Origin of the sequence: Mesorhizobium sp. M4B.F.Ca.ET.203.01.1.1 (assembly GCF_004791025.1) — a bacterium.
In the GTDB taxonomy this organism is placed as follows: domain Bacteria; phylum Pseudomonadota; class Alphaproteobacteria; order Rhizobiales; family Rhizobiaceae; genus Mesorhizobium; species Mesorhizobium abyssinicae.
On the sequence record NZ_SRUO01000008.1, the window covers coordinates 113,669 to 134,403 of the forward strand.

General features: G+C 63.0%; 14 protein-coding genes and 1 tRNA gene. 8 read left to right on the plus strand and 7 right to left on the minus strand.

Annotated elements, in window-relative coordinates; translation table 11 throughout:
• The first annotated feature begins 6 nt into the window (after positions 1-6).
• A complete protein-coding gene (locus tag EN846_RS18945; protein WP_127311330.1) occupies positions 7-978 on the plus strand; it encodes a patatin family protein in 972 nt (323 codons plus the stop codon).
• A 20-nt stretch (positions 979-998) separates the two neighbouring features.
• Here the strand turns inward: EN846_RS18945 and recJ are convergent, their stop codons facing one another.
• The 5 genes from recJ to EN846_RS18970 form a co-directional block, all read right to left on the minus strand.
• Positions 999-2,783, minus strand: a complete 1,785-nt coding sequence (gene recJ / locus EN846_RS18950) for a single-stranded-DNA-specific exonuclease RecJ (protein ID WP_127283314.1) — start codon at positions 2,781-2,783, stop codon at positions 999-1,001.
• 65 nt (positions 2,784-2,848) lie between these two features.
• Positions 2,849-3,832, minus strand: a complete 984-nt coding sequence (gene glpX, locus EN846_RS18955; RefSeq protein ID WP_127283313.1) for a class II fructose-bisphosphatase — start codon at positions 3,830-3,832, stop codon at positions 2,849-2,851.
• A 136-nt stretch (positions 3,833-3,968) separates the two neighbouring features.
• The gene (locus EN846_RS18960) at positions 3,969-5,282 is read right to left on the minus strand and encodes a homoserine dehydrogenase (RefSeq protein WP_128346125.1); all 1,314 of its coding nucleotides are present in this window, start codon (positions 5,280-5,282) and stop codon (positions 3,969-3,971) included.
• A 46-nt stretch (positions 5,283-5,328) separates the two neighbouring features.
• Complete coding sequence (locus EN846_RS18965; protein WP_127283311.1) at positions 5,329-6,546, minus strand: LL-diaminopimelate aminotransferase; 1,218 nt, start codon at positions 6,544-6,546, stop codon at positions 5,329-5,331.
• A 46-nt stretch (positions 6,547-6,592) separates the two neighbouring features.
• Entirely contained in the window at positions 6,593-7,003 is a 411-nt protein-coding gene (locus EN846_RS18970) for a hypothetical protein (protein ID WP_187331290.1), read from the minus strand.
• Between the two features lie 97 nt (positions 7,004-7,100).
• Between EN846_RS18970 and phaC the strand changes: the two genes are divergently transcribed.
• The 7 genes from phaC to EN846_RS19005 all read left to right on the plus strand — a co-directional run bounded on the left by phaC (position 7,101) and on the right by EN846_RS19005 (position 13,916).
• Positions 7,101-8,939: a class I poly(R)-hydroxyalkanoic acid synthase gene (gene phaC, locus EN846_RS18975; RefSeq protein WP_127283310.1), complete on the plus strand. Its 1,839-nt coding sequence runs from the start codon at positions 7,101-7,103 to the stop codon at positions 8,937-8,939.
• A 326-nt stretch (positions 8,940-9,265) separates the two neighbouring features.
• Complete coding sequence (locus EN846_RS18980; RefSeq protein WP_245493296.1) at positions 9,266-10,417, plus strand: YcbK family protein; 1,152 nt, start codon at positions 9,266-9,268, stop codon at positions 10,415-10,417.
• A 175-nt stretch (positions 10,418-10,592) separates the two neighbouring features.
• Positions 10,593-10,667: transfer RNA gene (locus tag EN846_RS18985), tRNA-Glu, on the plus strand.
• 176 nt (positions 10,668-10,843) lie between these two features.
• Positions 10,844-11,446, plus strand: coding sequence for a hypothetical protein (locus EN846_RS18990; RefSeq protein ID WP_127391186.1), 603 nt, complete (start codon positions 10,844-10,846; stop codon positions 11,444-11,446).
• Positions 11,447-11,716: 270 nt separating this feature from the next.
• Positions 11,717-12,220 (plus strand): hypothetical protein, encoded by a 504-nt coding sequence (locus EN846_RS18995; protein WP_127391185.1) that lies wholly within the window; start codon positions 11,717-11,719, stop codon positions 12,218-12,220.
• Positions 12,221-12,554: 334 nt separating this feature from the next.
• Positions 12,555-12,809 carry a hypothetical protein gene (locus EN846_RS19000; protein ID WP_127391184.1) on the plus strand — a complete coding sequence of 85 codons (255 nt, stop codon included), beginning with the start codon at positions 12,555-12,557 and terminating at the stop codon, positions 12,807-12,809.
• Positions 12,810-12,830: 21 nt separating this feature from the next.
• Complete coding sequence (locus tag EN846_RS19005) at positions 12,831-13,916, plus strand: hypothetical protein (protein WP_127391183.1); 1,086 nt, start codon at positions 12,831-12,833, stop codon at positions 13,914-13,916.
• Between the two features lie 267 nt (positions 13,917-14,183).
• Here the strand turns inward: EN846_RS19005 and EN846_RS19010 are convergent, their stop codons facing one another.
• Positions 14,184-19,718, minus strand: coding sequence for a DEAD/DEAH box helicase (locus EN846_RS19010; RefSeq protein ID WP_127391182.1), 5,535 nt, complete (start codon positions 19,716-19,718; stop codon positions 14,184-14,186).
• Positions 19,715-20,734: a hypothetical protein gene (locus EN846_RS19015; RefSeq protein ID WP_127391181.1), complete on the minus strand. Its 1,020-nt coding sequence runs from the start codon at positions 20,732-20,734 to the stop codon at positions 19,715-19,717. Before EN846_RS19015 ends, EN846_RS19010 begins: the two co-directional genes overlap by 4 nt.
• Position 20,735: the final 1 nt, after the last annotated feature.

Below are 20,735 nucleotides of genomic sequence, written 5' to 3' on the forward strand. Positions count from 1 at the left end.
ATTATGATGCTCGAATGGGCGTCATTACGTGGCAGACCAGATGTTCGAGAGGCCAACGGCCCCTCCTCGTCCGGCGGCGCATCCGACCAGAAGCCTGGCAAGAAGACGGGTATTTCGCTGGCGCTCGGCGGTGGCTGCGCGCGCGGCTGGGCCCATATCGGCGTGCTGCGCGCGCTCGACGAGGCCGGCATTGAAGTGTCGATGATCGCCGGCACCTCGATCGGCGCCCTGGTCGGCGGCTGCTACCTGGCCGGCAAGCTGGACCAGTTGGAGGAATTCGCCCGCAGCCTGACCAAGCGGCGCATCTTCGGCCTCCTCGATCTCAATCTGCGCGGCAGCGGCCTGTTCGGCGGCCTGAAGCTCGACGCAAGGCTGCGCGAGCATATGGCCGGCATCCGCTTCGAGGACCTGTCGAAGCCCTTCGTCGCCGTCACCTCGGAAATCCGCACCGGCCATGAGATCTGGCTGTCCAACGGTTCGCTGATCACGGCCATGCGCGCTTCTTATGCGCTGCCGGGCGTGTTCGAGCCGGTGAACTGTAACGGCCGCGTTCTGGTCGACGGCGCGCTGGTCAACCCGGTGCCGGTTTCGGTCTGCCGCGCCTACGAGCAGCCGCTCGTCGTGGCGGTCAACCTCCACTATGACCTGTTCGGCCGCGCCGCCGTCATCAAGCACAGCGCCGGCGAGCTGGTCATCGAGAAGGACGCGCCTCAACCCGGCCACATCGATGCTGCGCACCAGTCGCACCAGACGCGGCTTGGCATCACCGGCGTCATGGTCGAAGCCTTCAACATCATCCAGGACCGGATCTCGCGCGCCAGGCTCGCCGGCGACCCGCCCGACATGTCGCTGCAGCCCAAGCTCAGCCATATCGGCCTGACCGAATTCCATCGCGCCGACGAGGCGATCAGCCTCGGCTACCAGGCGACGAAGGCGCAGATCGGCGAACTGACCCGGCTGCAGACCGTTCTCGCCTAATTCACGATCACCCGAAAGCCTCAGGCCAGCGCCGCGTCGGTGATGCGGAACTGCACCGTGCGGTTGCCGTTCCAGTAGTTGCCGGACAGCGACCCGGCGATATGCACCGTCCTGCCCCGGTTCCTGAACAGGAATTCGCCGAGCGCCGTATCGACGGCGCGAAAGGCGATCGCCTGGATGCGGCCGCCGCTTTGCGACTGCAGCTCGGCGCGGATGTGATTGGTGCCGACCGGCCGCGCGTCGGTCAGCCGGTGGCGCGGCAGCGCGAACACCGGCGCGACATGGCCGGCGCCGAACGGACCGGCCTTTTCCAGCGCGTCGAGCAAGGCGAGCGTCGCCCCCTCGGCGGCGAGCGCGCCGTCGATCGCCAGGCTCTCCTCGTCCTGCAGCCTGAACACATCGGCCGCCGCGCGCTCTTCGAAAAAGGCGCGTAGCGCGCCGAGCCCGGCCCGCTCGACCGTGATGCCGGCCGCCATGCCGTGGCCGCCGCCCTTGACGATCAGCCCGGCATCGGCCGCCTCGCGCACCAGCCGCCCGAGATCGAAGCCAGACACCGATCGCCCGGAGCCGGTGCCGACGCCATTGGCGTTGAAGGCGATGGCGAAGGCCGGCCGCCGTGCATGGTCCTTGAGCCGCGAGGCGAGCAGCCCGACAATGCCCGGATGCCAGGTCTGGCTGGCGGTGACGACGATGGCCGGGCCATTGCCGCCGGCAAGCTCGGCATCGGCTTCGGCGCGGGCCTCGGCCAGCATCTCCAGCTCCATCTGCTGGCGCTCCTGATTCAGCCGGTCGAGCGTCTCGGCGATCGTGCCGGCCTCGACCGGATCGTCGGTGGCAAGCAGGCGGCTGCCGAGCGCGGCGTCGCCGATGCGCCCGCCGGCATTGATGCGCGGCCCGATCAGATAGGCGAGGTGGAAGGTGCTGATCGGCTCGCCGATGCGCGACACCCGGGCAAGGGCTGCCAGACCCTCGTTCTTCTGCTGGCGCGCCACCTGCAGCCCCTTGACGACGAAGGCGCGGTTGACGCCGGTGAGCGGGACGACGTCACAGACGGTGGCCAGCGCCACCAGGTCGAGCAATGACAGAAGGTCCGGCTGTGCCGCCTCGGGCAGCCGGCCGCGCAGCACCTTCGCCGTCTGCACCAGGCAGAGGAAGACGACGCCGGCGGCGCAAAGATGGCCCTGCCCGGAAAGATCGTCTTCGCGGTTGGGATTGACCACCGCATTCGCCGCTGGCAGCGGTCCGCCGACCTGGTGGTGGTCGAGCACCACGACATCGGCGCCCGCTTCCTTCGCCGCCTCGATCGAGACGGCGCTGTTGGTGCCGCAGTCGACGGTGACGATCAGCTTGGCGCCGCGCGAGACGAGGTCGCGCATGGCTTCCGGATTGGGGCCGTACCCCTCGAAGATGCGGTCGGGAATATAGATTTCCGACGGCACCGAGAAATGCGCCAGGAACCGTTTGAGCAGCGCCGACGACGCGGCGCCGTCGACATCGTAGTCGCCGAAGATCGCCACCTTCTCCTTGGCGACGATCGCTTCCGCGATGCGCGCCGCCGCCCTGTCCATGTCGGTGAGCGAGGCCGGGTTCGGCAACAGGTCGCGGATCGTCGGGTCGAGGAAGCGCTCGGTCTGCTCGGCAGTGACGCCGCGTCCGGCCAGCACGCGTGCGACGATGTCGGGCACGCCGTGGCCCTGGGCGATGGCGAGCGCGTTCATATCCTGCCGTTCGGTCAGCCGGTGCTCCCAGGAGACACCGGTGGCCGACTGCCTGACATCCAGGAAAAGCCGTCTTTCGCCCGTCATGCGACGCGCCGCCCGCATATTTTCATAGTGCCGATACTAATATGCGACGGCTAATCGGGACGGAATCAAAACTTTTCCAGATCCTGGTGGCGCGCCTTGATCTCGCGCACCGTCCGCGACGAGGACCGCAGCACGATGGTGTGGGTGGTGATGAAGGTGCGGCCGAACTTGACGCCGTCGAGCATGTTGCCGTCGGTGACGCCGGTTGCCGCGAACAGCACGTCGCCGCGCGCCATGTCCTTCGCCTGATAGACCCGTTTCGGATCGGAAATGCCCATCTTGGCGGCGCGCGCCACCTTCTCCGGCGTCTCGAGGATCAGCCGGCCCTGCATCTGGCCGCCGGTGCAGCGCAGCGCCGCCGCCGCCAGCACGCCTTCCGGCGCGCCGCCGGTGCCGAGATAGATGTCGATGCCGGTTTCTTCCGGATCGGTGGTGTGGATGACGCCGGCGACATCGCCGTCGCCGATCAGCCGGATCGCCGCGCCCGTCGCGCGCACCGCATCGATCAGCTTGGCGTGGCGCGGGCGGTCGAGGATGCAGGCGGTGATGTCGGACACCGCGACACCTTTGGCCTTGGCCAGACTGGCGATGTTGTCGGCCGGCGCGGCATCGATGTCGATGACGCCGTCGGCATAGCCGGGACCGATGGCGATCTTGTCCATATAGACGTCGGGCGCGAACAGCAGACTGCCCTTTTCCGCGATGGCGATGACCGCCAGCGCGTTGGGCAGGTTCTTGGCGCAGATCGTCGTGCCTTCGAGCGGATCGAGCGCGATATCGACCGCCGGGCCTTTGCCGGTGCCGACCTCCTCGCCGATGTAGAGCATCGGCGCTTCGTCGCGCTCGCCCTCGCCGATCACCACCGTGCCCTTGATGGCGAGGCGGTTGAGCTCCTGGCGCATGGCATCGACCGCGACCTGGTCGGCCGCCTTCTCGTCACCCCGCCCGCGCAGTCTGGCGGCCGCCACCGCTGCCCGCTCGGTGACGCGCACCAACTCCATGGTGAGTATCCGGTCGAGGCCGGCGACAATGTTCTGCGCGATGTTCATAAGCGGCAGTTCCTCGTTGAAACGCTGCCTCCCGCCAGAGGCGCGTTTCTTGTGTCAAAGCTCCGTGACAACGGCAAGACTTGGCCGCGGATTTTTTGAAATCCCAGCAATATCAATCGATTAAAGGAGAGTTTGGCTATTCCGCCCGCTCGATGCGGATCACCTGCGGCTTGTCGGTCAAATGGCCGTCCTTGGTGATGCCTTCGACAGCCTTGCGCACCGCGGCCTCCGTCGTCTCGTGGGTGACGAGGATGACGGTCTTCTGGGCGTCGGTTTCAGGCCCGGCCGCCTGCTGGACGATCGATTCCAGCGAGATGTCGTTGTCGGCCATGCGCTTGGCGATCGCTGCGAAGACGCCGATGCGATCGTGCACGGTGAGCCGGATGAAATAGCCGCCGGCATGGCTGCGCATCTGCGCCCTTTTGTAGGGCTTCAGCTCCTTCGCCGGGCGGCCGAAGACCGGACCGTGCTGGAAGCCCGGCCGGCTCTTGGCGATGTCGGCAATATCGCCGATCACCGCCGAGGCGGTAGCGTTGCCGCCGGCGCCGGGGCCGGAAAGCAGGAGCTCGCCCAGGATGTCGGTCTCGATCGCCACCGCGTTGGTGACGCCGTGCACCTGCGCGATGACGGAAGCCGTCGGCACCATGGTCGGGTGCACGCGCTGCTCGATGCCGCTCTCGGTGCGCTGCGCGACGCCAAGCAGCTTGATGCGGTAGCCGAGGTCGCCGGCCGCGCGGATGTCGGCCTGGGTGATGTTGGAGATGCCTTCCATGTAGATGTCGTTGGCGGCGATCTTCGTGCCGAAGGCAAGGCTGGTCAGGATCGACAGCTTGTGCGCGGTGTCGTGGCCCTCGATGTCGAAGGTCGGATCGGCTTCGGCATAGCCGAGCCGTTGCGCGTCCTTCAGGCAGGCGTCGAAGGTGATGCCCTCGGCTTCCATGCGGGTCAGGATATAGTTGCAGGTGCCGTTGAGGATGCCGAAGACGCGGGTGACCGAATTGCCGGCCATCGCCTCGCGCATCGTCTTGATCACCGGGATGCCGCCGGCGACCGCCGCTTCGTAGTTCAGCAGCACGCCCTTCTTCTCGGCGATCTCGGCCAGCTGCACGCCATGCTTGGCCAGCAGCGCCTTGTTGGCGGTGACCACATGGCGACCGGCCTCGAGTGCTGCTTTCACCGAGGCCCGCGCGGGCCCCTCGTCGCCGCCGATCAGTTCGACGAAGACGTCGATATCGGCCGTCTCCGCCATCCTGACCGCATCGTCGAACCATTGAGCGCCACCAAGGTCGACGCCGCGGTCGCGCTTGGGATCGCGGGCCGAGACGGCTGCCACGACGATGTCGCGGCCGCACTGGCGGGTGAGCTCGGCCGCCTTGTCGCGCAACACGCGCGCCACCGAGGCGCCGACCGTGCCGAGGCCGGCAATTCCAACACGCAACGCTTCAGCCATGTCCGGCGATGCCCCTCAAAAATTCGATCGGTGATGTCAGGCGAACTCAGCGGTGCGCGGAGAGCGGCACCACATTGTTGGGCTGCTTGGCGGTGGACGCCAGGAAGCGCTTGATGTTGCGGGCCGCCTGGCGGATGCGGTGCTCGTTCTCGACCAGCGCCACGCGCACGAAATCGTCGCCATGCTCGCCGAAGCCGACGCCGGGCGCCACCGCCACGTCGGCGTGCTCGATCAAGAGCTTGGAGAATTCGAGCGAGCCGAGGTGACGGAACTGCTCCGGGATCGGCGCCCAGGCGAACATCGAGGCTGCCGGCGCCGGAATGCTCCAGCCGGCACGGCTGAAGGAATCGACCATCACGTCGCGGCGCTTGTGATAGACCTCGCGCACCTCGGCGATGTCGGCGCCGTCGCCGTTGAGCGCATGCGCCGCCGCCACCTGGATCGGCGTGAAGGCGCCGTAGTCGAGGTAGGACTTCACCCGCGTCAGCGCCGAGATCAGCCGCTCGTTGCCGACGGCGAAGCCCATGCGCCAGCCGGGCATGGAAAAGGTCTTCGACATTGAGGTGAACTCGACGCAGACGTCGATCGCGCCCGGCACCTGCAGCACCGAGGGCGGCGGATTGCCGTCGAAATAGATCTCGGAATAGGCGAGATCCGACAGGATGATGATGTCGTTCTTCTTGGCGAAGGCGACGACGTCCTTGTAGAAATCGAGCGATGCGACCAGCGCCGTCGGGTTCGACGGATAGTTGAGGATCAGCGCCAGCGGCTTCGGGATCGAGTGCCGGATGCCGCGCTCGACCGCCGGGATGAAGCCGTCGTCGGGTTCCACCTGCAGCGAGCGGATGACGCCGCCCGACATGATGAAGCCGAAAGCGTGGATCGGATAGGTCGGATTCGGGCAGAGGATCACGTCGCCGGGCGCGGTGATCGCCTGCGCCATGTTGGCGAAGCCTTCCTTCGAGCCAAGCGTCGCCACCACCTGCGTGTCGGGATTGAGCTTCACGCCGAAGCGGCGCTGATAGTACGCCGCCTGGGCGCGGCGCAGGCCCGGAATGCCGCGCGAGGAGGAATAGCGATGCGTGCGCGGATCGCGCACCACTTCGCACAATTTGTCGACGATGGCCTTCGGCGTCGGCAGGTCCGGATTGCCCATCCCAAGGTCGATGATGTCGGCGCCGCGCGAGCGGGCGCTGGCCTTCAGCCGGTTGACCTGCTCGAACACGTAAGGCGGAAGCCGGCGGACCTTGTGAAATTCTTCCATGTCAGTTCCAGACATTCAAAGGTGGTTTTCGGCGCGCGATATATCCCTAATTGCAGCTAGGGTCGAGGGCGGGATCGCATTTCGTCTCGATCTGCTTCAGCGCCTGGTCGCCATGGTTCTTGGCCAGCGAGTTGAGCGCCGCCGGGCTTGCGGTCTGGCCGCCGCCACCGCTCTTGGCGAGTTGCGCCTGCTGCTCGCCCTTCAACTGGGCAAGCTTGGCGTCCGTCTCCTCCTTGGTGAGCTGCTTGGCGGCCACTTGCGGCGGAATGTTGAGGTTCGGATAGGAACCGGTGTCCTTCGGCCCTTCGACGCCGGCGACCGGCGCCGTATTCGAAGTGTTGCTGGTCGAGCAGCCGCCCGCCGCCAGCATGCCGGCCGACAGCAACGCCATCGCCGCGGCGTTGCGGCAAATGCGACCGGCGTCCGAAAAAACCGTCTTGCCAATATTAATCGTCATATTGTTTTCCTGGCAGCCGGGTTAGAGCGTGTTGGACCCGGTCAGATGTCCCATGATAATATGTCAAGAAAACGCCCCGGGAGGAACCCCGCGAACCATGTCCAAAGCTGCCGATTCGGACAAAGCGGAAGATGGCGGACCTTCGTCGGTCGAGCAATATCTGGTCAAGGACCCGGAACGCTTCGCGTTGAACATGGCGCGCATGGTCGAGCAGGCCGGCAAGGCGGCTTCCGCCTGGGCCGAGCCGCGCGAGAAGGGCGAGGTGCGCGACCACGTCGCCGAGCCTGTCGTCGACATGGTCAAGACCTTCTCCAAGCTCAGCGAGTACTGGCTGGCCGACCCGCAGCGCGCGCTGGAGGCGCAGACGCGGCTGTTCGCCGGCTACATGACGGTATGGGCAAACGCCATCCAGCGTGTCAGCCCGAATGGCGAGGCGCCGCCTGACGACGCCGTCAAGCCCGAACGCGGCGACAAGCGCTTCCAGGACCCGGAATGGGGCCGCAACGCCTTCTTCGATTTCCTGAAGCAGGCCTATCTCGTCACCTCGCGCTGGGCGGCCGATCTGGTCGAGCATGCCGAGGGTCTCGACGAGCACACGCGCCACAAGGCCAGCTTCTACGTCAAGCAGGTGTCCAACGCGATCGCGCCGTCGAACTTCATCCTGACCAACCCGGAACTGTTCCGAGAGACCGTCGCCTCCAACGGCGAGAACCTGGTTCGCGGCATGAAGATGCTGGCTGAGGATATCGCCGCCGGCAAGGGCGACCTGAAGCTCCGCCAGGCCGACTATTCGCCCTTCGAGATCGGCAAGAACGTGGCGACGACGCCCGGCAAGGTGGTCGGTCGCAGCGACGTCGCCGAGATCATCCAGTACGATCCGGTGACCGAGACCGTGCTCAAGCGTCCCTTGCTGATCTGCCCGCCGTGGATCAACAAGTTCTACATCCTCGATCTCAACCCGCAGAAATCCTTCATCCGCTGGGCGATCGAGCAGGGCCACACCGTCTTCGTCATCTCCTGGATCAATCCGGACGAGCGCCACGGCTCCAAGGGTTGGGAAGCCTATATCCGCGAAGGCCTGCAATTCGGCCTCGACATGGTCGAGAAGGCCACCGGCGAGAAGGAAGTCAACGCCATCGGCTACTGCGTCGGCGGCACGCTGCTCGCCGCGGCGCTGGCGCTGTTGGCGCAAGAGGGCGACAACCGCATCAAATCGGCGACCTTCTTCACCACGCAGGTCGACTTCACCTATGCCGGCGACCTGAAAGTATTCGTCGACGAGGACCAGGTCGCGGCGGTCGAGCGGTCGATGAACGAGAAGGGCTATCTCGACGGCACCAAGATGGCGACCGCCTTCAACATGCTGCGCTCGGGCGACCTGATCTGGCCCTATGTCATCAACAACTACATGCGCGGCAAGGATCCCCTGCCCTTCGACCTCTTGTACTGGAATGCCGATTCGACCCGCATGGCGGCGGCCAACCATTCCTTCTACCTGCGCAACTGCTATCTCGAGAACAACCTCTCGCGCGGCACTATGGAGCTTGCCGGCCGCACCGTCTCGCTGGGCGACATCAGGATCCCCGTCTACAACCTGGCCACCAAGGAGGATCACATCGCGCCTGCGCTGTCGGTGTTCCTCGGCTCGCGCTATTTCGGCGGCAACGTCGAATATGTAGTGGCGGGCTCCGGCCACATCGCCGGTGTCGTCAATCCGCCGGCCGCGAAGAAGTATCAGTACTGGACCGGCGGCAAACCGGTGGGTGATTTCGGCCAGTGGTTCGCCGCCGCCGTGGAGCATCCCGGCTCCTGGTGGACGCACTGGCAGCACTGGGTCGAGACCCAGGACAAAGCCCGCGTGCCGGCGCGCAAACCCGGCAAGCATATGAAAACCTTGGGCGATGCGCCGGGCACCTATGTCAAGGTGCGCGTGTAACAGTCTGTAATGTCTGGTGAGTTGACGGCCCGCTAAAACAGGTCGAAATGGTGGCGTCAGCTATCTGGCGGCTTCATTTCGCCTGGAAAAAACGATTACTTCCGAGGCTTGCAGATTTGACACAGGTCCCGTTTCCGGTTTGGGAACAGAACAGCCGTTGCGAGGGGCGTAGAACGCTGCGGCGATGACCAGACGGCCGGATACCGAGGGGGAATTTAGTTTTGAGATCAGGTGGTTGGCGTCTCGCGCGGAGGGAAGGTCGCAGCATTGCGGCAGCGCTTTTCTCAGTGCTTCTGGCCTCCTGCACCTCCGCCGGCGACCCCACGATGTCGGTCGGCATGCCCGGCTACAATACCACCACCACCGAGATGAGCGCTGCAACCGGCGCCAAGCCAGCGACCTCGACCGATTCGTCTCTGCAGGTGACGTCGGCCTCATCGGAGGCGGTGTCGACCGTGATGAGCGAGGACGACAAGCCTCTGCCTGAGAAGGTTGCCTACGTACCGGTGACGAAGCCCGGATCGGCCTTCCCGATCAACGTGCCCGCCGGCGCCGACACCATCGCCGGCAACACGCCGCAGCCACTGGTGCAGCAGGCCCAGGCAGCCGAGCAGACGCAGGCCGTCGCGCAGCAGGTCGCCGCTGGCGATGCCGCCGCGACCGCAGCCAAGCCGCAGGCCGAGGCCGCCGCGCGGCCGATGAACAACGGCGTCTACGTGACCGCCGGCGAAGCACCCCAGCAGCCGATCGCCGCGCCGAAGAAGGGCCTGTTTGCCTCGCTGTTCAGCACCGCGCCGGCGTCGGCGGCGCCCACGCCGCTGGTCAACACGCGCTCGGGCGAACAGCCGGCGGCCGCCAAGGCGACTGCGCCCGCCAAGCCAATCATCACGCTCGCTTCCGCCACCCCGGCCGAAAAGCCGGTGCAACTGGCCTCGCTCGACGACCCGAGCAACCACATCACCGGCGCCGATGCCTTGCCCGGCGTGCGCCAGACGGCGCTGTTCGAGATCAAGCGCAAGTCCGGCATCGACGACGAGAGCGACGTCGACCTCAACGAGGATGAGGGCGGCTCCTACCAGGTGGCGTCGGCCGCCGGCATGGCGCGGCTCGCGCCCAACGGCCTCTTGAAGCAGAACGAAAGCGTCGACGTCGCCTGCCTGAAGCCGTCGCTGGTGCGGGTGCTGAAGACGATCGAGGGCCACTATGGCCGCAAGATGGTCGTCACCTCAGGCTATCGCGACCCGTCCCGCAACCGCCGCGCCAACGGCGCCAAGAATTCGCTGCACATGTATTGCGCCGCCGCCGACATCCAGGTTCCCGGCGTCTCCAAATGGGAGCTGGCAAGCTACGTCCGCTCCATGCCCGGCCGCGGCGGCGTCGGCACCTACTGCCACACCGAATCCATCCATGTTGACGTCGGTCCCGAGCGCGACTGGAACTGGCGCTGCCGCCGGCGCAGCGGCGGCGGCGACGGCTGATCCTTCACCAGCCTTGCCGATTGCCGGCACTGTTTCCGAAACCGCTTGGGCTCGAAACCCATCCCTCGGCGTGCCCAAATCGCGATTTTTGCCACTGTTGAAAAAAGTTGTCGCAGGCGGCGGCAGACGGGTTGCCGGTTGCGAACAACGCAATTATAAGCCGCTTCATCTGAGCGCGCCCATCGTCTAGCGGTCAGGACACCGCCCTTTCACGGCGGTAACAGGGGTTCGATTCCCCTTGGGCGTACCAGAAATTTCAAGCACTTAGCTGACCTGCCTGCTTTTGGTCCCGATAAGAGACCCGAAAAGCAGCCGTCACTGTGACCAGAATCAACCTGCATGACAGCGGAGCTTCTCGCGCGCGACTGGGTAGATAGACGGTTCGTTCGGTTGAATTCTTGCCTCAAGTCCCCATTACGCCAATGAATGAAAGCGATCAGTTATTGGGCGGATGTTCCGATGCTCCGCAAGAGGAAGTGCCAGAAACGGCCCGAAGACGATCACACGTATCTCGTCATCAGAGTGGAGCGTTACGAGGCGAGCGTCGAGGGTGCCGTCAACTACAACGTCTACTCGCCGCAATCCGCTTGGGACTCAGACGATGACGCCCCCCTGTATCGGTTCACTACGAGACTGACTGTCGCCGGAATATCCATCTACCCAGAGGAGCGCGCGGGCGACACCTATGAGATCACAGTCTCCGGCGACAACTTGGGCTCAGGCGACATCGGTGCGACACTCAAAGATGCGCAGGAGCGCGACAAGTACGGTGCGCCCAAATATCGCCAATACCGCGGTCGACAGATCCCGATTTACACTCCTCCCCCAGGCATGGGGCTCATCGCCAAGATCCGCGGCGAGCGATGCTGGACTGTGTGGCTTCGCGTTTCCCCATACTTTGCGAGCGACGCGCTCGCGCTGCTGCGAAACGGACGATCTTTGTTCCTGGCTATACACGAGCGCAAAACGAACCGCTCGCGCTGGGTTCAGAGCGTGAGCGTGCAAACCACCAACCCTGCAGAAGAATAGATCCTAGTGCGGGAGCCTGCGCTCTGGGAGAAATGGCCGAGATAGGCAATGTCTTCGGCGCGATTGTTTTTTGCGCCGGCGCATTTTTTCGGGCAAAAAGCGGAATGGAGAGATGGCGAATTGGTTGGGGCATCAAGTGCGTGCAGGCCTACCGTGGGTTCTAATCCTACTCTCTCAGCCAGCACCTGCGAAGTGCAGATGAGCGAACTGCTCAGGCGGGCTCGAGCCGTCGGCGGGGAACAACCGCCCAACAGCTGTCGGACCAGGAGGATGAACCATGCCGGACGAGACCTTGAACAAACCCAAACCGCGTCGGGGGTCGCTCCCCGTAGGGCGCTGCTACAGATGTCCTCAACTAGCGCCATCATCTTCGCCATCGGCTTCTTGGCCTTCGCCGCTTCGGCACCAGGCGCCGAGCTCCAGCGAAGCTGCATCGAGCCGCCTGCGACAGTTATCGAGCTTACGGGCGTAAACACTAAACATGCGCGGGCCAAGGCAAAGTTCAGCGAACCAGACATCGTTAAGGCATGCCATGAAGGCTATGTGGCCCAAGGCACCTTCTCGTCGCCGGAAAAGTGCATTCGCGAAACGAAGGTGACCCTCCTTGGCGACGAAATTAGTGCGGTGGCAAATTGCAGCAAGGGAACCCTCAGGTTAGGGGAGATGACCTTCAAAATGCCCGTTGACGAGAACTGTGCATCCGGCGGCATCTTCGCCGCGCCAGCCTTCACAGTGCTCTGCCCCAAATATCGAGGCAGGATTGTGAACCCGTGAGGCTTTTGCGCCCGGCGCATTTTTCGGGCGCAGGTAGAAGGCTCCAGTCCTGAAAGCGTTGCAGTGAAAGGACGAAGGGGCGCAAAGCTAGCCTTCTTTGGAGGACAAAGACCTAGTAAATGTCACGAGAACATCACATTCGACCGATGGCCGAGAGGTATCATTTGCGCTCTGATATTGTGAAGTTTCAAAAACGGCACTGAGTCGATCGCTAGATCAGTAACGTCATCGCTGCTGAGTTTGAAACAGTACGAACCGCCACCTCAGAATGAAGCTGCGCGTGAGGCCAAATCACTGTATGAAATTTGGACAAGAGACAGGACGGAACCGCATCATGGCCTCTGCGACAGCGTCGGAGTTCAAGAACGAAAGCGATCTCGTTTTCAGCGATATCTCCAGCGAGGCGTGGCGCGAGTATCATTTTGAATCGGGTGCTAAGGTCCGCATCGATAGTCCGCAGAGGCTGAACGTGAGCGACAGCGGCGGTCACCGCATCTTCGACAGTCAGGGCTTATCTCACTACATTCCTAAGGGTTGGATCCACCTTATTTGGGAAACGAAGCCGGGTCTGCCGAATTTCGTGCGCTAGTCAGTTCGGGAATCGGTCGCTATGATCGTGTTTCTGTCTTCGTCGGCCCGAGCCCGCTATGCGGATGATATCATCCGCATGCTCGCGCTTCCACGTGGCGGCCAGTTGCAGTTCCGCTACGATAGCAAGTGGCTTGCTGACGATGTTCGTAACAGGGTTCCTTGCGAGCAACTCGCCGGCGAGTATGCACTAGTGTGCTTTGTAGCCGGTAGCGGTGATCCAGTCCCATATGAATTGATACCTATTCGCATCGCTCGCATTGTTCGGGCTGAGAGCGTCGGAACGTCTTACATATTTACTCTTGCTGCCGATGCCTATGTCAGTGAAGCGACAACTGGTGAATTGCGCGCAGCAATCAGTCCTGCCTGTCGCGAGCGCTTGCCTAGCGCAGCTCAAGCGCCGAGTGAGTTCTATTGCTTTTCCCTCGACTTTGAGTTGCGACCGCACCAGCGTTTGACGTTCGAAGCCTTTGAGGAGACTGCAAAGCAGCTGAGCCGTCATAAATCGTTCGCAGCCGAGCAAAGCGCGTTCTTCGCTGTACGTCAGATCAGCAGGATCTCCGGCCGAAGCTGGTTTGGAACTTGGCCTCGGTCGAGTGCTGTCGAGCAGGGCGCGTTTCGACTTCGGACTGGCAAGCGCTACGAATGCGAGGTGTACTGCCTTAGGTTGTTCGAGCACCCGATCGACGCTGATGGTGCCCGGCCGACGCCAAAGGAACTTGCCTTGGTCGCCGAGGCAAATGACGATTCGATCCAGTTTGCATCTGCCAAACGCAGCGTCATCGATTCACGTTATGACTTGAAGCGCTACGTTTTTGCAGCCGAACCGGAGGTGATGAGGCGCGTTAGCGGTATTAGACTATTCCTTTCGGCAGAGGGCGACGGAGAAGATCGTGTATGCCAAGACATCTCTCTCCAGATGATCTTTGGCGGATCGCTTGTCCTAGCTTCTATTCGTGCTGTTGCGATCGGTATCGCGACTGCTGGCCCAGGAATGATTGCCGCAAATGCTGCCGGGAAGCTTAGCTCCGGAGCCGCGGTCCTGATGATCGCGCTGGGTGCGCTTGCTGGCATATCCGCAATTTTTCCTTCCTTACGAAAGCCCTGATCGTAAAGTCTTGGTATTGGCGCCTTCGACGAAAATGGCGCTGGCTCCCCTCAGGGAGCCCAGATCCGCCAAGATGACGTATTTCAAACGGCGTGCACCGTCGGCCCGATGCCCTATCCGGACACTCGGTCCACGAGCACGTCCCGAGTGGACTCGGTCCACGAGCACGTCCCGAGTTCCGCAGGCTCGAAGGCTGCGAAGACGGCGGATCGCCTTTCTCCGACCAACTTCCAGCCGCCGTCCCGAGCCAGCGGTTAGTTGGTTGACCTATTTCTCATAGAGGACTGCGTTGCGCACCATCTGATGTTCATCTGGCAGATTACGACCCAGGACGAATTCGTTCAGCACGACTGAGGAGGTTGTTGGGGGTAGGTTACTGAACGAGTGCCCTTGCCATTCCGGCGTAAGCAAAGCAGGGCGCAGCCCAACAGCGATTTGCTGATTGGAGCTGGAAACGCCAAGTGGCACAGTGACTCCTTGCATTTCGACAGGTCCTTTACACGCAAAGCCCTCGAGTTCGAGCAGCCGTTGAAGGTTGCGCAGTAGATTGGCCTGTGCCGCCGGTGCCTTCTCCTCAGGCAGCGTGCCATCGAGCGCGTAGCGGAGCAGCTCGGCACCGAGGTTCCGGTCAAGACGTTCCTTGAGGTACTGGTTATGATAGTGTCGCAGGCAACTCTCGCATGACTGCTCGCATTTGGCGGGGCATTGCTCCAACAGCGCGAGGGTTTGCTGGAGGATTTCCTCAATGTTCCTTGCCGCGAGATCGGCGTAGCCGGCCCCACCGGACAAGGTATCGTAAAGGTAGACGTCGAGCAGTAGCGTGTCATCCTCCCGGTTCGGGACGATACGGAAGCCCGCACCGAACTCGGAAGGATCAAGATCGATTTGTGGATGCCGGCTGGCTGCCAGCCGCAAGCCTTCGGCAACCGAGTACAGGGCGTCTTCGAGTATCCTCAACTGCAGGGGGTCGCCCGTTTCGGTAACAAGCGGCTGCCTCAGGCTGATACGCAGCAACAGCAAATCGGTGGAAAATACGTGACCTAGGAACACGTTTTCATAGGTACCAGCACACTGATACCCCGGCCTCGGCTTCCCGTACGAGAACTCAATCTTATAGGGTCGGCTGTGTGACAAGTGCGGCTGCTCGTCGACCGAGGCGCGTCCGCACTGGTTGCATATCCAGAACCCGCTGCGACCGTCCGACGTCTCCTGTCCCTTGTTGACGGTCACCAACTGGCGGTCAGTGGTGACTACGTACATGAGGTTGCGGCCGACGGGTCGCAGGCTGGGCAGATCATCCTTGCCCACCGGGACGGGAAACTGCGCGGCCGTCGCGTAGGTAATGTCCTGATCGCGATCGTCGTCCTTGAGCGCCCTGCCTTCCTCTGGCAGGAATACCTGCGGCACCACCATGTGCGTATGTCTCAGGTCGCTTTCGCACACCGGACAACGCGCCCCACCCTGTGTCACGTCATTCAAATCCGCGACAAAGCTACAGTTCTCACAGTGCACCAACGTGTGGCGTTGCTCGAAGATCGCCTCTGCGCGATTCTCGACGTCGGGCAATGTGTTCGCGACCACCCCGCCGGAGCGATAGGTTTCCTTGTTGATGACAATCAGACGTCCGGGAGCATATTCGCTCAGGGCCTTGCCAATGGACTGCTGCGGCCGTTCGACGACCTCCATCTTCCACTCGTTGTTGCGCTGAATCAGGCGCTCCACAAGGAAACTCGATAGGTCCGTGGGGAAAGCATAGCTGGGCAGCAAACCCTTGGCGAATAGGAACTCAAGCAGTTCTTGATCAGCGATGGCCTCGCGCTCGGAACGCCGGTCCTCCTCCTCTTCGCCGCCTGCGGCAGCATTTTCCTCACCTTCGCCTGCTGCGGTTGCTGCTACCAGTTCAGCCCGGAAACGGGCGAGAGTCGCCAGCAAGTCTGCGGCCTCATCGCCGATCCAGGCGTCGATCGTTCGAGGGGCGACGCGGAGGTTGTCCGGCAGCCAGTTGCGAATTAGAGGGCGCAGTTGGCCGGTTGGCGCAAGAAGCTCCTGACGCACCCACATATCGAAGCTTGCAATATCGAGCCCCGACATCGGCTCGCCGAGGAAAAAGTCCGTAGCCTTGCCAAGTGCCCGGAACAGGGCAGACGATCCAGCCCCGACGGATACATCGTGATGGTCCATGTAGTTGTGGAAAAACGTTTGGAAGAGGTAGGCGACGATGTGGCGCCGCGCGATCTTTGGGTTGTCGACCTTGACGTCGGGATTGCGGGGATCGCCCGCGACGATCTGTTTGGGGTTGTTGTAGTAGTAGCCGTCGTGAGGGCCATTCTGGGCATAGGTCAGCACGGTTGAAAGCGACGAGCCGCGGCGTCCCGCCCGGCCGGCTCGCTGCTGGTAATTCTCCCGCTGCGGCGGCACGTTGCGCAGGCCTACCGCAACCAGGGAGCCGATATCGACACCCACTTCCATGGTCGTGGTGCAGCTCAGCACGTCTATCGGCTTGTCGGACTTCGCAATACGGACGTCCTTGAAACGCAGCTCAAATTGCTCGGTGGTCGCGTGCACCCGTGCATTGTCGCGGTTTGACAATTGGGCGGTATGTTCCTCGACCGAAATGCTGCGCAGTTGCGCACCGCCTGTCAGCACACGTTCCACCGGCGCACGCCAAAAGCCCTTGCGTGCCCTGATATATTCGCTCTGGGAAGGCGTGACCGACTGGACGGATCCTGATCCACAAGCCGCGCAATGACCATGAACGGTCATCGGCAACAGCGCGGTGCAGTCGGCGCAGTGATGCCATGTCATGTCCAGGTCGATGTGAACGATGACCTTGGCAGGATCGATGAAGATCGCGCCGGTGGAGTCAGCCAGCCCCAATTCGTTCGCGAGTTCCTTCTCGACCAAACCGAGGGTAGCCAGGTCGATCTGCAGGGCGGCGGCCAGCGCAGGCCGGATCGCCTTCGGAAAAGCGCCGTTGCTGCCCCACGCGTTCCTCCAGCGGCCTGCCGCCGACCCGCGGACGTTCCCCTCGATGGTATGGTCAAAGGCGTAGCCGTCCGCCACATGCATTAGCCACCCGGCGGCCAGGCCGGACATGTCTGCAGCGGGAAGCGTTGGAACCAACGGTGCAGCCGCACTGACAAGCTTCGCCAGCGCGCGCCGGGCCGGAAAGAGGCAACCCACCGTCGTGCCGGCCAGCGAGTAATATCGCCCGCACAGTTGCCTAAGCAGGGCCATTCTGTAGCGGCTGGGCGGCGGTCCAGGGTCGAAGTCGGCCAGCAATTCCTCAATAGGTTGGTCTGCATGATCCTTTTGGAGGCGCTTCACCTGGTCCTCGATTGTTTGCGCATCCTCTCGGTCAAAGATTGGCAAATTGCTGTCGCTCAGAACCTTGAGCACGGCGATGTAAAGACCGCGATCAGGCCGCGGTTCGCGACCCGCCTGGAGCAGCGCCCGTGTGGCCAGCGCCAACACTTGTCGAAAAATGTCCTGCTCTACCTCCCGCGGAATATCGCGAGCCAACCGGGCCGCCTTCTGCCGACCGTCCGAAAAGAGAAGCACCTTCCGACCGCCATTGGGATACTCGCGGGTTTCGGTCCGCGAAGCCGGTTGGCTGTCCAACTGCGTCTTCACTAGGTTGGCGAACGGCGCCTCGCCCTTGGTGGCGTGGTCCATGATAGTGGATGTCTCACTGCGCAGAGTTGGTTCGCCGCAGACACAGCAATTGCTAAACCTTACGCCATTCTTGACCCAGTCCTGGTTCTGGGTGGGCAGATAGACGGGGGTAAAGCCTTCTGCCGGCCGCTCGGCGCTGTAATCAAGACGGCCGCTCCGGATGTCCAGCCAGGCGGAAACGCAGTCGAGAAAGCTCGGGTTGGGCGGTTCCATCAGCACTTCCACTTCAACCAGCGGCGGCTGGCGGCCTTCACGGAACGGCCCTGACGGTGTGCTCCAGAGGAAATCAGGTTGCGGTCCATCCGCGTAAGCCCGCAAGTAGGCGGTACCGCACTCACGGTGCGTCAGGAGTTCGAAGACCCGTCCACCGCACTGGCACTGCCGGCGGGGGTGGGTATGTAGCCTGCCGAGAATCCGGCCGGGTCCCTGATGGCGTGCATGGGAACAGTTCGGATCGGCGCAGGCGTATAGCCCCGGCAGGCCACGAAAGAACATGTGCAGGCGGGTGGGCAACAGTACGCGGTCGTCCGCTTTGCGGCGCGCAAAAGGGGCCAGCGCAAGCAGGGCCGATAGAGCGCGAGTACCTTCGGGATGGTGCTCAAATAGTTGCTCCTGCAGGGCATCCAGTGCGAGGGCCTTGCCGGATACAAGCTCGATGAGCCTTTCGAGCACTGGAAAACCAGTAAGGTTGGCAAACAGGTAGTCGGGCAGGTCTTCCGCCGACGTTGGTTCTGACCAGCCCAACCCAGCGGCCAATGCGGCCACCGCGTCTCGCGCAGTCTCTGGATGGGTTGCATATTGTTCGAAAGCTGCCAAATCAAAAACCGCGAGCAAGTCGGTCACGCGGTCGCTAGGTTGGCCGCTGCCGTGGCGCTGTTCGCGCGTACCGGTGATAACCGCGAACCCACGCCGCGATTGGCGCGGCAATCCAGTGAGATTGCGGGCGAACTCGTCGATCGCTGCCTCAGCCGCTGTACCCTGCCCCAAGCTGGCGCTGGTCAAGATGAAGCGCACGCGTTCCCGCGGTACATCAAGACGTGCGAGCAAGCGTCTGATCAGCAGTGCAACCTCCGCACCGCCAGCGCCCCGATACATGTGCGCCTCATCCAGTACCAGAATCAGCTCATTGGCGCTGTCAGCGTGCAGCCACTCCTTCGTCTGCCGGAAAATGGACCTCTCGATCGGCCGCATCAGCATGTATTCGAGCATCGAGTAGTTGGTGATAAGGATATCCGGGCATGCCCGCTGGGTTTCATCGCGAGTCATCATTTCGCGGTCACCGGGCTGGGTGATGAGACGGCGGTCCCAGTGACGATAGCGCCGGGGTGCACCGCCTTTTGGATTGGGCTTCAGTTCTTCGTGTTGCTTGCCGTAGAACGCGGCCAGGTCCTTCGACGGCCATTGCCCAATCTTGGTAAGGCCTGACACTGTTTCTGGTGTTGCCATCAGCGGCAGGTAAAAGCTTTCGAACAGCGGTTCGATACGCTCGCCGTCGCGCTTAGCCGAGCGCAGTCCGGGATAGGGTGATCGGCCGGTATAACTGCCAAAGCGCACCGGCCGGTTGCGACCCGCCGAAACAATAGCCGACGCAACCTCGTCGCCGAAGAGCCGGCGAACGCGGCCGAGTTGATCATTGACAAGCGCGTTCATCGGATAGAGTAGCAAGGCGCGGCAGCCCGGCAGCGCCGCCGTAGCTGGCCGGTCGAGTGCCTCTTGGGTCAGTTGGCCGATGATCGGCATCAGAAAGCTCTCGGTCTTTCCCGAGCCGGTACCGGTGGCGACGATGAGATCGGAGCCCGCGAAGTACCTCTCAAGGGCTTGTGCCTGATGGACGTAGGGCCGGGGAAACAAGCCGGCTTTTGCCGCTGCAAGCTCCGCCAACATCCTTGCCAGCGCTGGGGGCAGATCAAGTTGGTCATAGGGAGCCCCCAGTTCATAAACCGGAGTAGACTCAACAAATGGAGCCTGCGCGACCGCACCGTCCTCCTGCAGCAGCAGCCGCCGCTCTAGGATGATTGCCTGGTTGCGCACGTGGTATTGCGCCTCAATGTAGCCGCGCAGGCTTGCGCCCAGCCGCCCGACCGTGGCGTGTACGCCGTGCTCGCTCTGCTCGACCCCGTTGCTCATGACACTGCCCCTCTCAGTTTTATCCCCAGCCGCCCAAGCGCATGTGTCACGAACGGCATGGCGCGGACTGGGAAGGCCATGGAACGGACTGACCGAGGGGTTGCGCCTTCACACTCCCACCCAAGCGCCAGAACGCGGGCCTCCTCTATGGGCAGATCCTTGACCAGCGTAACCTGCACCAGATCGCCGTCCCGCCTGGCATTTAACGTGCGTGTAGCGCGAAGCGCGTCATCGTAGGCAAAGCGGAACCGACGCGCGTGTCCATGGTCGACCGTAGTTGCGCGCCGCAATAGTAGCCCATCGGCCGTGGGTTCGAACTCTCCGAGATAATACGGTCGGTTGTAGAGTGACGTCGGCTTTGCCTGCGCCCGGCACAGCCGCAAAGAGACACCGGCGAGTTCAATCTCGCGGGCATTTATCCAGCGCGATCGCGACTGCTGCACCGCTTGGTCCGGAGCGTATACTTCGAGGTGGTCGGCTGGCATTGCCGCCTGCTGGAGACGTGGGCGATAGATCTTGAGCGCCCTGCCCATCCAAACGGCGATGGGTTCAGCGCGACCGAGCCAATCATCGAAGCTCTGCACGACCATCTCCGTGGCGCCGGCAGTCGCATAGCGCATGACCCCTGCCGTGACAAAGCCACCTGACGGGAGAGCGCCTAGCAAGAAGGACAACCCTCCCGATAATGCGACGGCGCGCGGAGGTGTTGACTTCCAGTAGCCTCTAGGTGACCGCCAAAGGTCGCCCGTTTCCTCGAGCGCCTCCAACACCTTGTTAGCCAGCGGGCGCGCCTCAGCAGGCGCAATTAAGCCTCCAAGATTCGTTTCGATCATGTCGGTAAGGCGCCCTGTGAACACGCCGTGACCATCCCGTGCTCCGTCTGCGTCGCACGCCGCATGCAGGTGCGCCGCAATCAACGCGCGCCGAACCGCTTCTGGGGGCCCTTGGATCGACAAGCCGACCATCGCACTCGCCAGCACCTCGGAGGCGGAAAGGACACGCAGTGACAAGGCCATC

What these genes read in the sequence shown, in the direction of transcription:
- EN846_RS19000 (WP_127391184.1), top strand. Translation starts at nt 12,555, where the DNA reads ATGGCCTCTGCGACAGCGTCGGAGTTCAAGAACGAAAGCGATCTCGTT.
- EN846_RS18990 (WP_127391186.1), top strand. Translation starts at nt 10,844, where the DNA reads ATGAAAGCGATCAGTTATTGGGCGGATGTTCCGATGCTCCGCAAGAGG.
- EN846_RS18995 (WP_127391185.1), top strand. Translation starts at nt 11,717, where the DNA reads ATGAACCATGCCGGACGAGACCTTGAACAAACCCAAACCGCGTCGGGG.
- EN846_RS18965 (WP_127283311.1), bottom strand. Translation starts at nt 6,546, where the DNA reads ATGGAAGAATTTCACAAGGTCCGCCGGCTTCCGCCTTACGTGTTCGAG.
- EN846_RS18960 (WP_128346125.1), bottom strand. Translation starts at nt 5,282, where the DNA reads ATGGCTGAAGCGTTGCGTGTTGGAATTGCCGGCCTCGGCACGGTCGGC.
- EN846_RS18980 (WP_245493296.1), top strand. Translation starts at nt 9,266, where the DNA reads ATGTCGGTCGGCATGCCCGGCTACAATACCACCACCACCGAGATGAGC.
- EN846_RS18945 (WP_127311330.1), top strand. Translation starts at nt 7, where the DNA reads ATGCTCGAATGGGCGTCATTACGTGGCAGACCAGATGTTCGAGAGGCC.
- phaC (WP_127283310.1), top strand. Translation starts at nt 7,101, where the DNA reads ATGTCCAAAGCTGCCGATTCGGACAAAGCGGAAGATGGCGGACCTTCG.
- recJ (WP_127283314.1), bottom strand. Translation starts at nt 2,783, where the DNA reads ATGACGGGCGAAAGACGGCTTTTCCTGGATGTCAGGCAGTCGGCCACC.
- EN846_RS19010 (WP_127391182.1), bottom strand. Translation starts at nt 19,718, where the DNA reads ATGAGCAACGGGGTCGAGCAGAGCGAGCACGGCGTACACGCCACGGTC.
- EN846_RS19005 (WP_127391183.1), top strand. Translation starts at nt 12,831, where the DNA reads ATGATCGTGTTTCTGTCTTCGTCGGCCCGAGCCCGCTATGCGGATGAT.
- glpX (WP_127283313.1), bottom strand. Translation starts at nt 3,832, where the DNA reads ATGAACATCGCGCAGAACATTGTCGCCGGCCTCGACCGGATACTCACC.
- EN846_RS19015 (WP_127391181.1), bottom strand. Translation starts at nt 20,734, where the DNA reads ATGGCCTTGTCACTGCGTGTCCTTTCCGCCTCCGAGGTGCTGGCGAGT.
- EN846_RS18970 (WP_187331290.1), bottom strand. Translation starts at nt 7,003, where the DNA reads ATGACGATTAATATTGGCAAGACGGTTTTTTCGGACGCCGGTCGCATT.